This is a genomic window from Hyphomicrobium sp. DY-1, assembly GCF_047497105.1.
Lineage (GTDB): Bacteria > Pseudomonadota > Alphaproteobacteria > Rhizobiales > Hyphomicrobiaceae > Hyphomicrobium_B.
In genome coordinates this window covers 2060209-2072440 of record NZ_CP134870.1, presented here as the reverse complement: position 1 = coordinate 2072440, position 12232 = coordinate 2060209, and the positions used below count along the sequence as shown (strand labels likewise).

Annotated in this window: 13 protein-coding genes; 11 read left to right on the top strand and 2 right to left on the bottom strand. The window is 58.9% G+C overall.

Annotated features, from left to right (window positions below; translation table 11 throughout):
• Positions 1-9 precede the first annotated feature (9 nt).
• Positions 10-654 carry a helix-turn-helix domain-containing protein gene (locus RLW41_RS09870; protein WP_414464396.1) on the bottom strand — a complete coding sequence of 215 codons (645 nt, stop codon included), beginning with the start codon at positions 652-654 and terminating at the stop codon, positions 10-12.
• Positions 655-812: 158 nt separating this feature from the next.
• Here RLW41_RS09870 and RLW41_RS09865 point away from each other — a divergent pair, with 158 nt between their 5' ends.
• From RLW41_RS09865 to RLW41_RS09825, 9 genes are all read left to right on the top strand, one after another.
• A complete protein-coding gene (locus RLW41_RS09865) occupies positions 813-1346 on the top strand; it encodes a hypothetical protein (protein WP_414464395.1) in 534 nt (177 codons plus the stop codon).
• Complete coding sequence (locus RLW41_RS09860; protein WP_414464394.1) at positions 1343-2665, top strand: DEAD/DEAH box helicase; 1323 nt, start codon at positions 1343-1345, stop codon at positions 2663-2665. The genes RLW41_RS09865 and RLW41_RS09860 overlap by 4 nt, the downstream gene beginning before the upstream one ends.
• A gap of 102 nt (positions 2666-2767) precedes the next feature.
• Positions 2768-3322, top strand: coding sequence for a hypothetical protein (locus tag RLW41_RS09855; RefSeq protein ID WP_414464393.1), 555 nt, complete (start codon positions 2768-2770; stop codon positions 3320-3322).
• Positions 3264-4535 carry a DUF2800 domain-containing protein gene (locus tag RLW41_RS09850; protein ID WP_414464392.1) on the top strand — a complete coding sequence of 424 codons (1272 nt, stop codon included), beginning with the start codon at positions 3264-3266 and terminating at the stop codon, positions 4533-4535. Before RLW41_RS09855 ends, RLW41_RS09850 begins: the two co-directional genes overlap by 59 nt.
• 19 nt (positions 4536-4554) lie before the next feature.
• The gene (locus RLW41_RS09845; RefSeq protein WP_414464391.1) at positions 4555-5160 is read left to right on the top strand and encodes a DUF2815 family protein; all 606 of its coding nucleotides are present in this window, start codon (positions 4555-4557) and stop codon (positions 5158-5160) included.
• Between the two features lie 243 nt (positions 5161-5403).
• Positions 5404-7515 carry a hypothetical protein gene (locus RLW41_RS09840; RefSeq protein WP_414464390.1) on the top strand — a complete coding sequence of 704 codons (2112 nt, stop codon included), beginning with the start codon at positions 5404-5406 and terminating at the stop codon, positions 7513-7515.
• 241 nt (positions 7516-7756) lie between these two features.
• On the top strand, positions 7757-8041 hold the full coding sequence (locus RLW41_RS09835; RefSeq protein ID WP_414464389.1) for a hypothetical protein: 285 nt from the start codon (positions 7757-7759) through the stop codon (positions 8039-8041).
• Between the two features lie 8 nt (positions 8042-8049).
• Positions 8050-10059, top strand: a complete 2010-nt coding sequence (locus RLW41_RS09830) for an AAA family ATPase (protein ID WP_414464388.1) — start codon at positions 8050-8052, stop codon at positions 10057-10059.
• Positions 10056-10481, top strand: coding sequence for a hypothetical protein (locus RLW41_RS09825; RefSeq protein WP_414464387.1), 426 nt, complete (start codon positions 10056-10058; stop codon positions 10479-10481). Before RLW41_RS09830 ends, RLW41_RS09825 begins: the two co-directional genes overlap by 4 nt.
• Here RLW41_RS09825 and RLW41_RS09820 read toward each other — a convergent pair.
• Positions 10470-10643: a hypothetical protein gene (locus RLW41_RS09820; protein ID WP_414464386.1), complete on the bottom strand. Its 174-nt coding sequence runs from the start codon at positions 10641-10643 to the stop codon at positions 10470-10472. The genes RLW41_RS09825 and RLW41_RS09820 overlap by 12 nt on opposite strands.
• 29 nt (positions 10644-10672) lie before the next feature.
• On the opposite strand from RLW41_RS09820, the gene RLW41_RS09815 reads away from it, so the two are divergent.
• Together RLW41_RS09815 and RLW41_RS09810 are read left to right on the top strand one after the other, a co-directional pair.
• On the top strand, positions 10673-10972 hold the full coding sequence (locus RLW41_RS09815) for a hypothetical protein (protein WP_414464385.1): 300 nt from the start codon (positions 10673-10675) through the stop codon (positions 10970-10972).
• 906 nt (positions 10973-11878) lie between these two features.
• On the top strand, positions 11879-12229 hold the full coding sequence (locus RLW41_RS09810; protein WP_414464384.1) for a hypothetical protein: 351 nt from the start codon (positions 11879-11881) through the stop codon (positions 12227-12229).
• Positions 12230-12232 lie beyond the last annotated feature (3 nt).

The window sequence follows — 12232 nt, the reverse complement described above, 5'->3', positions numbered from 1 at the left end:
GTCGTAACCCTAGGCGGCTTTTATCCACAGGACCGGCGACGCGGAGCATTCATCGCCTTCGAACGGCTCCCTGCCCGGCGCGAAGGGTAGCACCCGCATCCGGCCCCGAGACGTGCCTTTTGTCACGGACCCTAACATCTGCGGGCGCTTGCCCTTGCTATCCACAACAGCGAGCCGGCCGACGTCCTCGGCGGCGATCGACGTCCGCGGCAACACGAACGCTATACTTTGGTCCCATAAGGCGAGCGGGCTTCCGACCGTGTCAAAAACGTAAGCTTGAAGCCCTGACGGCGCATCCGGTGGCGCCCTCAAGATTTCATTCTTACGGGGCGTTGCGGCGTGCACCTCGCCGTCGGCGGTTATCCGGCCGACGATAGGCACCTCGACGCTTGCCACCGGGAAGCCGACGCGCGCCAAGACTTCGTCGGGCGGCACCCGGAGCAAGCGCGCCAGCCCGGCCAGCTCATGAACCTGCATGCGGCGGGTGCCTTTAAGCGTCCTGTTGAACGACGAGGGGTCTAGGCCGAGTTCTCGGGCCACGGCGCGCAGGGAAAGCCCTTCGTCTTTCGTTCGGGCCTGAAACCAAGCCCGGTCGACCGGATAGAAAATCGGGTGCTCGGCGACAGCCGGCTTTTTCTTTTTTCTGGGGGCCAAGTTATTTCTCGTGATGTTTCGTGATTCGCTTTTCGTGGGCAGCATATCACCACTTTCTTTCGGTGTGGAGATAAAAAGCAACGTGGTTACGACGGGGCGTTGACAAGTCGCGCTGTGTGTTGATATAGCGTCAACATCGAAGCGACGAGCAGGCTACCATGTCCACAGCATCATTCATCGGAATTGACCCCGGAACAAAAGGGGCCGTGAGCGTCGTCTACGATAACGACCGCGTCGAGTGCTTCGACGTGCCGACGGTCAAATACAAGATCGGCAAGACGACTAAGCTGCGGCTCGACGTTCCCGCTTTCATCGACCTAATGTCGGCGCTCGCTATGACGTTCGATCCGCAGCTCGTCGTAATCGAGGAAGTCGGGGGGCTGCCGAAGCAATCGGCGCCCAACGCGTTTACGTTCGGTAAAACCACCGGGGCGATGGTCGCTGCGCTCTACGCGGCGAAGCTACCTTTCGTTGAGGTGCCGCCGAGCGTTTGGAAAAGGCGCTACCGGCTGTCGAGCGACAAAGACAAGTGCCGCATGGTCGCCGGGCAGCTTTTGCCCGCAGGCCGCACGCTGTGGTCGAAGAAAACGCAAGACGGCCGGGCCGAGGCCGCGTTGCTCGCGCTCTACGCTCGTGACACGGCCCCCGCGCCGCGCAAGCCGAAAGCGGCACCGCGCCGCAAGCGTCGGTGACGCCGCTCCTACCCTATCAGATTATCGGCGCGCGGTGGCTAGCGGAAGGGCCGCGCGTTCGTGGCTTGGCCGACGACATGGGCGTAGGCAAGACCGCGCAGGCCATCGCCGCATGTGACTTAATCAACGCCAAAAATATAACCGTCGTCGTGCCGGCTATCATGCGGCAAGCGTGGGCGCGTGAGTTCCGACGGTTCTCTAACCAGCCTCGGGTTTGCACGATCATCGGTAGTGCCGAGCAGCCTATGCCCGACAAGGGCGTCGTTATCGTGGCGTTCGAAGCTGCGACCGCTCCGACCATCCGCAATGCGTTGCGCAAGCGCGATTGCGACGTGCTTATCGTCGACGAAGCGCATTACCTGAAAGAGCGGGGTAGTGCCCGAACGATCGCTATTTATGGGCCGCAGTGCGATGGCAAGCTCGGCGTCGCCGAGTTTGCGCGGCGCATTTGGCCCCTGTCGGGCTCGCTCGCGCCAAACCATCCTGGCGAGACATACCCGCACTTGCGAATAGCTGGCACTTGGCGGCAGGGCTATTGGGATTTCATGCGGGCTTTCACTCGCGGCAAGTCTGGTCCTTATGGCTATATCGTGACCGGAAACAAAGACGCGCCGCGTTTACGAGAATTAATCAAACAGGTCTTTTTGCGCCGCGAGCGCGAGGAAGTTTTAAAAGACTTGCCGTCGCTGGTCGTCGATCAATTGCCGATCGAGCCGTGCGAAGTCCACCCCGACAAACCGATATTAGATAGGCTCCAAGAATTAAAGCCGCAATTCGAGGCCGTCGTAAAAGAAGCGATGGACACGGGCGACTGGTCATTAACGAAAGTCAAGCACATTGCTGTAGTGCGCCGTCTAATTGGCATGGCGAAAGTGCGCAACGTCGCGGAATACGTGCGAGGCGTCATGACCGACGATCCATCCGCCAAAATGATACTGTTTGCGATCCATCGCGACGTTATCAATTTCTTGCAGCAATATCTGATCGGCTACCATCCACGAATTATTTACGGCGGGACGCCCGACGAGAAAAAGCAGAATATAATTGACCAGTTTCAGACCAACCATAACCGCCGCCTTATCATATGCCAGATAAAGACGGCCGGCCTAGGCATTACGCTCACCGCAGCGCACCGCGTTTTAATTGTAGAGCCGAGTTGGTCGCCCGCTGATAATTGGCAGGCTATTTGTCGAGCCCACCGCATGGGCCAAAAGCGGCCGGTGCTCGCGCAATTGGTTTCTCTTTCCGGCTCAATTGACGAAGCCGTAAACCGAGTTTTGCTCAGAAAGACCGAAGCTATTTCCGCCCTATTTGAATAAAAGTGTTGACACCAAATCAACGGCTCGGCTATTCGTGGATACGCTTATCAAAAGCGTTAAGCGGCCCACCACCCGCTGCAACCACGAAACGGAGCTACCGTAATGAACCTTACGCTCACCATCACGGGCGGCACAAAGGACATGGCAAAGCTGTTTGCCGTCCTCGCGTCGCTTGAAGGTCTCGACGTCTCGACAGCGGCAACGCTGCCGGGCGAAAAGCCGTTGTCTCCCGACGTCGAAGACGACGGCGACGACGCTACCGAAGAAGTGCAGGCCACGCCTAAGCGCCGGGGCCGCCCGCCGTCTCAGAAGAAAGACGCCGCACCGGCACCCGCTGCCGAGGCGTCCACGCTGCTGCCGCAGACCGCAGCTACGGCGTCGACCGTGGCGGCTACGGCGCCCGCACCGGCTCCGGCCCCCGTGGCGCCGACACCCGCCGCTGCACCGGCTCCCGCCGCTCCGGCTTGGACCGCGGAAAGCGTCCGCGATCTGATGATGAAGACGATTGAGCAGTGCGGCGCACCGACGGTGCTCGACACGCTCAAGTTCTACAAGGCAACGAAGCTCGCGCAGCTCGCCCCGGAGTACTACTCGGAATTTGCCGGGAAGCTCCAAAAGGCAATGTCCGATCATTCGGCAGCCGCGGCACTTGTCTAGCCCAAAGGCGCATTCGGCCTTTGGTGCATCCTCAGCGTACAGGTGGACAAGCTGCCCCGGCAGCGTCCGCCTGTGCGACGGACTACCGAACACGTCGAGCGCGTATGCTCAGGAAGGCACAGCAGCGCATGCGCTGGCCGAGCACTGCCTAAAGAACATGGAAGCCACGGCGACGCCCTACGTTGGGCAGGCGCTTGAAGACTTCGCGGAGCTTTCCGAGAACGACCGCAAAAAGCTCGGCAAGTGGACGTCGCAGAAGTTGGGCGACGTTATGGCCGGGGCGGTAAACGTCTATCTCGACGCCATCTACGCGGTGTTTGATGCCGCGACCGACGAACTAAACGTCGAAGAACGCTTTACGTTGTCGCATATCGGCGACGACCTTTTCGGCACGAACGACTGCTCGGTTTATAAGCCCGGCAGCAAAACCCTTTATATCTTCGACTACAAGCACGGCGCGGGCGTCCCCGTCGAGGTGGTCGAAAACCCGCAACTGCTTTACTACGCGCTCGGCGCTGCCATGCGCCGGGGCAATCGGCCTCTCTCAAAAGTCGTTATGACCATCGTGCAGCCGCGGTGTCCGCATCACGCGGGGCCGGTTCGTGCTGACGAAGTCGACGCGCTTCAACTTATCGAATGGGGCGAGGATTTACGCGACGCCGTTGCGCGTGCGCGCGATCCGAACGCCCCGCTTGCATCCGGCAAGCATTGCCGGTTCTGTCCCGCCGCAGGCATTTGCCCGCAGCTAGAAGACACAGCGGTTAAAGCAGCAATGAATGAGTTTGACGACGTCCCGTCGTTAGACACGATCCCGCAGCTTTCCGGTGCCGATCTAGCAGCAAAGCTAAAGCTCGCTGGCGAGATAGAGACGTGGCTCAAAGCCGTGCGAAAGCACGCCTACGAGCAAGCCCGACACGGCAACATGCCCGACGGGTTTAAGTTTGTCGCCAAGGTTGCAAAACGCAAGTGGCGCGACACCGACGCGGCATACGACCTCGTGCAGCGTACCAAGATCGCCGACATTCGCTTGGCGTCGCAAATCAAAACTCCCGCGCAACTCGAACAGCTTCTCGGCAAAGCGACGTTCGCTCTGCTCGCTGACGAAGTCGTGCAGGAGAGCAGCGGCGTCAATCTCGTGCCGGTCACACACAAGGCGCCTGCGGTGTCGATCGACGCCGCTAGCGAGTTCGATGATATCGACTGGCAAGATTAAACAGGAGCAACAGTTACACATGTCAAACGAATGGATCGCCGCAGCACTTAAGCAGATGCCCTGCGTTGAGTTGCCGGGCGGCATGCTTCGGTCATGTCCCGTTCGCCTCTCATACCCGTACTTGTTCGAGCCGCAGGCCGGGCAGGCGCAGGACGATGGTTCAATGGGCAAGCCGAAGTACGCGACCACGCTTTTGTTTCCGCGTGGCGCCGATCTGACGGTTTTGAAGGCAGCCGCCAACAAGGCCGCCATCGACAAGTTCGGCGCCAACTACAAGGGGCCGAGGCTCCACACCCCGTTCCGCGACCAAGGCGAAAAGGGGCACATCAACGGCTACGAGGAAGGCTGCATCTTTATCTCGGCCAGCTCGTTGCAACGCCCCGGCGTGGTCGATGCGCAACGCCAGCAAATCCACGACCCTGCCCGCGTTTATCCGGGCGTGTGGGCGCTGGTTTCGCTTCGGCCTTACGCTTTCGACAACCCGAAGAAAAAGGGCGTTTCGTTCGGGTTGGGCAACGTGCAGATCATCCGCGACGACGAGCCGTTCTCGGTTCGCTCTGCACCCGATGACGACTTTCAGGCCGTCAACATTGATGGCCAGATCGACACCGCCGCTTTGTTTTGAGGATAGTCGGGAAGCGCTAGGCCACCACGCCCGGCGCTTCCCATTTCGTCCGACCCGATATCGCCCGGAGCTACCACACCACAGACGACTTAGGGGACGCGCGGAATATAACGCGCGAATGATGAAAAATCTATGTTCCATTCCGCGCGCTTGCACATTGATTTTGAAACCCGGTCTACCGTCGACTTGAAAAAAGCCGGCGTCCACAAGTACGCACGGCACCACAATACCGGAATTTGGTGCATGGCGTGGGCTTTAGGCTCTGACGCCCCGCAGCTTTGGCGGCCCGGCGCCCCGGCGCCGACCGCTGCGCTAGATCACATTCGCAACGGTGGAAAAGTTGTCGCGCACAACGCGCCTTTCGAGCTGGCGATTTGGAACCATTGTCTAACGGCGCGCGTTGAGCCCTCTTGGCCGAAGCTCGCCATCGGGCAAACCGATTGCACGATGGCCCGTGCGCAGGCGCTCTCGCTGCCGGCCGGGCTCGGCAATCTGGCTATTGCTCTTGGCCTAGAACAGAAAAAAGATAAGGAAGGCCATGCGCTTATGATGCGTATGAGCCGTCCACGGAAGATTTTGCCCGACGGTACTCCGATATGGTGGGACGACCCGGCGAAAATTGAACGGCTCGGCGTCTACTGCATTCAGGACGTAATTGTTGAACGTCCGATAGATGAAAAACTTCCCGAGCTTTCGCCGATCGAGCGCCAAACATGGCTGCTCGACCGCCGCATAAATAACCGTGGGCTTGCGCTCGATATCCCGTCAATTCAGTGCGCTGACGATCTGGTCGAAGGCGAAAAAACGAAACTCGACTTAGAACTTTTCCACTTAACTGGCGGTAAGGTTGAAGCGGCCTCCGAAGCTATGAAGCTCTGCGGGTGGCTCCGCGAAAACGGATTTCCAGGTTGCAATTCTATCGCAAAGCCCGAGCTGGCGAAAATGTTGGAGGCGGTCCGCGATCCCGCATTCAACCCCTTTGAACAATACACAGACGCACAAATCGAGGCGCGTATCGCTGCCTGTGGCTTCGACTTCCCCGCCCGCGCCGATATCGAGCGTGTGCTGCAAATCCGCGAGCAAGCCGGGAAGGCTTCCACAGCTAAACTTGCTGCGATGCTTGCCGCTGCCGACGATGACGGCAGGGCTCGCGAGCTTTTCGGCTATCACGCGGCGAGCACCGGGCGTTGGAATGGCCGCCGACTGCAACCACAGAACTTGCGGCGGCCTTCGCTGAAATTCAAAGATATTGAAAAGGTTATAGACCTTTTCCCGAGCCCCGATGGCGCCGCCGCTATTTCAATGTGCTACGGCGACCCCATCGACTGCGTGTCGCAATCGCTCCGCTCGCTGATCGTCGCCGGAGAAGGCCGCGAGCTGATCGCTTCGGACTTTTCCAACATCGAAGGCCGCATGTTGGCGTGGCTCGCTGGCGAAGAATGGAAGCTCGATGCCTTTCGCGACTTCGACGCCGGCATAGGCCACGACCTTTATATTTTGTCCTACGCACGATCGTTCAATTTGGACGCTGCGACCATCCATAAAGACGATCCGCGCCGCCAAATCGGCAAGGTGCAGGAATTGTCACTCGGCTATCAGGGCAGCGTCGGCGCGTTCCAAAGCATGGGCGCCAACTACGGCCTCAAGTTGGTTCCAACGCCGTTTATCCTCGTCGACCCGCAAGCGCCTGTCGGCAAGCGCTTCCGCCGCGCCGGCTACGAAGATATCCCGAACCTGCCGAAGCTGCCGGAAAAATCGCTCTACGAAATCGAAGTTCGGCAGATCGTCAAAGGCTGGCGCGCGGCGCACCCCGCAATCAAAGCCTTTTGGAAGGCGCTTGAAAACGCAGCGCTCGACGCCATCGCAGACCCCGGAACCATTCAAAGCATTCCGAATGGGAAAATTCGTTTCAAGGTCGCCAACGGCTTTTTGTGGATGCGGCTCCCGAGTGGTCGCGCGCTGGCGTATGCGAACCCGTCGATCGGCTCCAACACCGTAACGTGGACAAATGACGAAGGCGAAGACGTCACGTTCACGACAGATAGCGTCTTCTTTTGGGCCGAAGACCCGATCACCAAGCAATGGGTAAAACAAAGCACCTACGGCGGCTCGCTCGCGGAGAATGCGACGCAAGCAGCATCCCGCGACATTCTCCGCGACTGCATGTTCCGCCTTGAAAAGCATGGCTATCCGATCGTCCTCCACGTCCACGACGAGCCCGTCGCCGAGATACTTAAGGGCTTTGGCAGCGTCGCAGAGTTCGAACAACTCATGACCGCATCAGAACCGTGGGCCGCAGGGCTTCCTGTCGCTGTGTCCGACGGCTATCGCGGCTTTAGATATAGGAAGGGCTAACGGTGGCGCTCGATTTCCGCAAAATATTCGACGAAGTACAAGCGAACAGCCGGCGCCTTAACGCGTGTCCGCGCCATACGTTCGCCCCGGTGCCCCTCACGCTCGGAATGCGCGTTACATGCACGAGCTGCGGCGGCCAAATCGGCCTAACCGAGCTTAGCTACTACATCCGCGGATACGAAGCCGCGGGTGGCTCCGCAGACGCCGTATGGCCGGGCTGGCATGCTCGGAAGGCGGCCAAATGCTAGACACCGCCAACCAAATCGCAGGCTCGCAAATAGCCTATAGTCACCGGCTCCGCACCATCACGGCGCCGGGCGGAAAAGCCGTGCGGCTGTCGCGCGGTGAAATGCTGATCTTTCACGCCATCGCGCGAGCACACCCGGAAGCGACAGCGCTGCCGAGCATGCCGCGCAACGTCCGACATGTGCTCGTGCACCGGCTTCGCGCGAAATTGCGTTTGCTCGGATGCGGCGTGCTGCACGTCGAAAATGAAGGCTATTTGTTGCGGCTCGCACAGAATTGAGGCGGCTAATGTCTATGCGCGACGCCGCCCTAAACCTAGCGCGGCAAGGGCTTCGTATCTTCAAAGTGAAAGCTGGCGCGAAGTTTCCGCCAGTGCAAGAAAACCATTTTGAGACGGCTTCCGCGCTTGAAGGCGAAATCCTTAAGCGATGGTCGCCCGAGGATAACAGCAACCCCGCGGTAGCCTGTGGCGACCAAATCGTTGTGCTCGATATCGACGTGCGCGACGGGCTCGGCGGCAAGGCGCAGCTACGCGACGCCGTAACGAAACTCGGACAGTTGCCCGCGACTTATACGGTGATGACCCCTACGGGGGGCATGCACATTTATTTCAAGGTGCCGCACCCCGTCTCGGGCGTTAAAGCGTTCGGCGACGCGATCGACGTTAAGACCGGCAATGCCTACGTGCTCGGCGAGGGCGCCGTGACGGACAAAGGCGAATACGTCGTGGCACTCGACGCGCCTATTGCGGAGCTGCCGCAATCGTGGCTCGGGCACCTTAAACGCGCCATCGTCCGCCACGACGGGCCACGCGAGATTGGCGAGCTTGATACGCCGACAGCAATTCTCGCCGCCTCGGATTGGTTGTCGGAGAATATCGAAAACGTAAAGCTCGCGCTCGACCCCGGCAATTACGCCACCGCCTGCCGGGTACGCGAGTTCGGCGTTAGCGAGCAGACGTGCTTTGAGCTTATGTCTCGGCTCTACCTGCCTTTCCGCTCAGGCGAGCACACAATACGCAGCCTTCGTCAAAAGGTGGCGCACGCCTACGAATACGCCAAGTCTCAGGCCGGCGTCGCCAACCCGGAAACGCAATTTGACGTCATCACACTGCCGCCCCCGCCTACCGCGCCGGCACAAATCGAAAAGCACGGCTATGTCGAGCCCGTCGACACCGAACGCGATATGGCAAACCTGCCTCGTCGCCAATGGATCATGCGCGACATGCTGCTGCGTGGCGCCGTTTCTAGCCTCGTAGCGCCGGGTGCCTCGGGCAAGTCTACTTTGACCATAGCGTGCGGTGTAGCTCTCGCTCTCGCACGTGGTGGCATGGTCGGCGCCGTTATCCCGAAGCCTGTCAACGTGCTCTTTATCAACAACGAAGACCCGAAAGCCGAGTTTGAGCGCCGCCTCGACGCGTGCTTGCTGCTCAATAATATTGGCCTCGCCACCATAAAAAATAAGCTTTTTCTGCATCAAGGCGCGACCTTCACGATAGCCGTGCGCAAAGGCAACGCGATTATATTTGCGCCCGACCGACAGCGGCTCCGCGAGTATATAGAGAAGTACGATATCGGCGTCGTCTTCGTCGACCCGCTCGTTGAAACTCACGAAGCCCAAGAAAATGACAACGTTGAGATGTCCAAGGTTGTTCGCGCTTATCGCGAAATCGCCGAGCAGCTCAACATTTCAATTTGCTTAGTTCACCACTCTAAAAAGCCGCCACAGGCGAGCAGCGACGGCTTTTCAAACAGTATGGACGCCGGCCGCGGCGCTTCGGCTGTCATCAACGCCGTCCGCATCGGCATGAACTTTTTCCCAATGTCGGAGAAAGATGCCGAAGACGAAGGTGTTCCGACTACAGACCGCTACAGATACGTGCGGCTCGACAATGTCAAAGCCAACTTATCTTTCAGCGACGGGCAGCCTGCATGGTTCGAAAAAGTCTCGGTTCCCCACCCGAACGGTGAAGAGTATGGGGCTTTGCGGCCCGTGAGCTTCGAGAACGTGCGCAACAACGAGCGGCACATTTACATAGACGCGATGGTCGCAAACGACGGCAACGATAACCACGATTTTGCAGACGGCGTGCCGCTCAAAGCGGCGGCGGCCATGATCTGCCACGACCAACTTATCGGTGACATGACGAACGGCGATACCGCCGCAATCGTCAAGCGTCTGACGAAGCTTTTCCGCTCGCCGTGTACTTGGAATGGTTACACCGCGCACGTCTCCGACGACGGCAAGGGAAAAAATAAGTGGCTCGTTTATCTTCACAGAAGGGAGAACTACCAATGAGAATTTACGTGGCCTCTAGCTGGCGAAACCCCTTTCAGCCCTCGATCGTAACGGCGCTTCGCGACGCGGGGCACGAGGTGTACGACTTCCGAAACCCGCGCCCCGGCGACAAAGGCTTTAGCTGGCGCGACGTCGACCCGCAGGGCCGTATAGAGTTCGCATCCGAATACCGCGAGATACTTAAGCACCCGATTTCACAGGCGGGCTTTAAGTCCGATTTTGACGCGATGAAATGGGCCGACGCGTGCGTGCTTGTCTTGCCGTGCGGGCGGTCAGCCCACCTAGAGCTAGGGTGGATGGCGGGCGCCGGAAAGCGCACGGTTATACTAACCCGGAACGGCGAGGAACCCGAGCTTATGAACCTGCTCGCCGACGAGATTTGCATATCGTTCGCGGAAGTGCTCGACGCACTACCTGTCTAGCGTCACGGTCCCTTTCACCTCAACGGTGCAAGGGTTCAACCACGACCCGCAGCCGCCCTCGGGAAAAGCCTTCGCAGGCTCGACGAACCCGCGTAGCGCGATAGCCGACAGCGCCACCGCGATAACCGTAAGAACGGCCTTAGTGTAAGCGTCCACTTTCATTCTGTCCCCACCACACAGGAGCTACCACCATGCACCTTTATCGTACCCGGCCCGTGACGGTCGAGGCCAAACAATTCCGCGCTACCGTGGCGTCCGCGTCTGAAATTTGGGCTTGGCTCGCGGAGCACGGGCTCCGTGACGCCTTGGCGCCCTACGAATACCCCGGCGTTTCGTCAATTACTATCCCGACGCCCGAGGGGCCTGCGCTCGCCCGCCCCGGCGACTACATCGTGCGCGACGCGGCCGGCAACTTTTTCCCTATGTCGCAGCTCGCTTTCGAAGCCAAATACGAGAGCGTAAACGCCGAGCCGCAGCCGTTGACGAAATAGCTTGCAAATCGCAAATCGTTGACGTATGGTCCACAAGTATCGAGCTTGGTAGCCCAAGCGGACCGGGTGGCCACATCGACCCCAAGCGGTGTGCCGGTCCGATACCAAACTCCCTCCGTTGACACTACCTCATTCCCTGACGATCCCGACAAAACTAAAGCCCTAGCACCGACAAGGTTCTAGGGCTCTTTTCTTTTGAAGCTTTGCGGCCTGCTATGGCCGGAACCAGTACCACGCCTTCACCGCGCCGAACGCCACGACATGCAGCGCGACGACGAGCAGAACGAAATCTATAAGCGCCCCAACAGTTTCAAACATCAGTGCACCCATTTCCTAATCTGCTTTTGCTGCCGCTCCAAATGACGAGCGCGAGCAGCGATCAGCACGTCAAGCTTAGCCCATACTTTGTGCGAGGGCTTTGGGGCTTTGCGGCTCCACGCCCTAACGGTTCGATCGCTCACACCGAGCATGATGGACAAATCGCGTTTCCACCGCGAACCATACAGCGTTTCGCCGATATCCGCAAAAATGAGTTCTGGCGTCACGACAGCATGTCCTCTATCTGCGCAGGCGACATTTCTAGCATGGAAGCAATCAAGTCGTCCTCGTCGCTTCCAAGGTCTAGCAGCGCGTCGACGTCGATTGCTGCTTTCCATGCTTATCCGGTTGACACCCAAGGCCACCAGTGATAGTCTGTGAACATCGGATAACTGTGGAGGCTTCTAAGATGACGGCAAACCAAAGGAAAAAGACAAATCCCGACCACAAGGCAAGCTTTTCCATCGGCGTTACAGCTAGGTGTTCATGCGGCTGGACCGGCACTGGTTGGATGGGCCAAGGGGCCAAGCACAACGCTTCTGCGGAGTGGCGCAGCCACCGAGAGAAATGTGAACAAGGGGCGCCCAAATGAGTAAATGGGACATGCGGATTGAGCGCGATACTCAAGAGCGCGAGGCAATCAAAGCAAAGAACAAGCAGCCGCCGGATATTGTAATGGATTTTGAACAGGCGATGGTGGCCTGGACGCGCTTCCGGCGCTTTGAGGGCTTGGCAAGTAGCGCCTACGGCCAATACATGCGGTCCGGCATGGGAACGGAAACAGCGCGGCAACACCGCATTAGATTTGAAGCCTATAGCGATCTTGCCGATGGCTGGGAAGACGTTCTGTACCGTTGGATCAGAGACAATGCCCAAATTGCGAGAGACGGTAGAAAGCAGGAGGCGTTTCGTCATTTGAGAAAGCCGGAAAGGTTGTAAGCC

Excerpts from the sequence above, each read along its gene's own strand:
- RLW41_RS09845 (WP_414464391.1), top strand. The coding sequence starts at position 4,555 with ATGTCAAACGAATGGATCGCCGCAGCACTTAAGCAGATGCCCTGCGTT.
- RLW41_RS09840 (WP_414464390.1), top strand. The coding sequence starts at position 5,404 with ATGGCGTGGGCTTTAGGCTCTGACGCCCCGCAGCTTTGGCGGCCCGGC.
- RLW41_RS09820 (WP_414464386.1), bottom strand. The coding sequence starts at position 10,643 with ATGAAAGTGGACGCTTACACTAAGGCCGTTCTTACGGTTATCGCGGTG.
- RLW41_RS09810 (WP_414464384.1), top strand. The coding sequence starts at position 11,879 with ATGAGTAAATGGGACATGCGGATTGAGCGCGATACTCAAGAGCGCGAG.
- RLW41_RS09855 (WP_414464393.1), top strand. The coding sequence starts at position 2,768 with ATGAACCTTACGCTCACCATCACGGGCGGCACAAAGGACATGGCAAAG.
- RLW41_RS09830 (WP_414464388.1), top strand. The coding sequence starts at position 8,050 with ATGTCTATGCGCGACGCCGCCCTAAACCTAGCGCGGCAAGGGCTTCGT.
- RLW41_RS09825 (WP_414464387.1), top strand. The coding sequence starts at position 10,056 with ATGAGAATTTACGTGGCCTCTAGCTGGCGAAACCCCTTTCAGCCCTCG.
- RLW41_RS09865 (WP_414464395.1), top strand. The coding sequence starts at position 813 with ATGTCCACAGCATCATTCATCGGAATTGACCCCGGAACAAAAGGGGCC.
- RLW41_RS09835 (WP_414464389.1), top strand. The coding sequence starts at position 7,757 with ATGCTAGACACCGCCAACCAAATCGCAGGCTCGCAAATAGCCTATAGT.
- RLW41_RS09815 (WP_414464385.1), top strand. The coding sequence starts at position 10,673 with ATGCACCTTTATCGTACCCGGCCCGTGACGGTCGAGGCCAAACAATTC.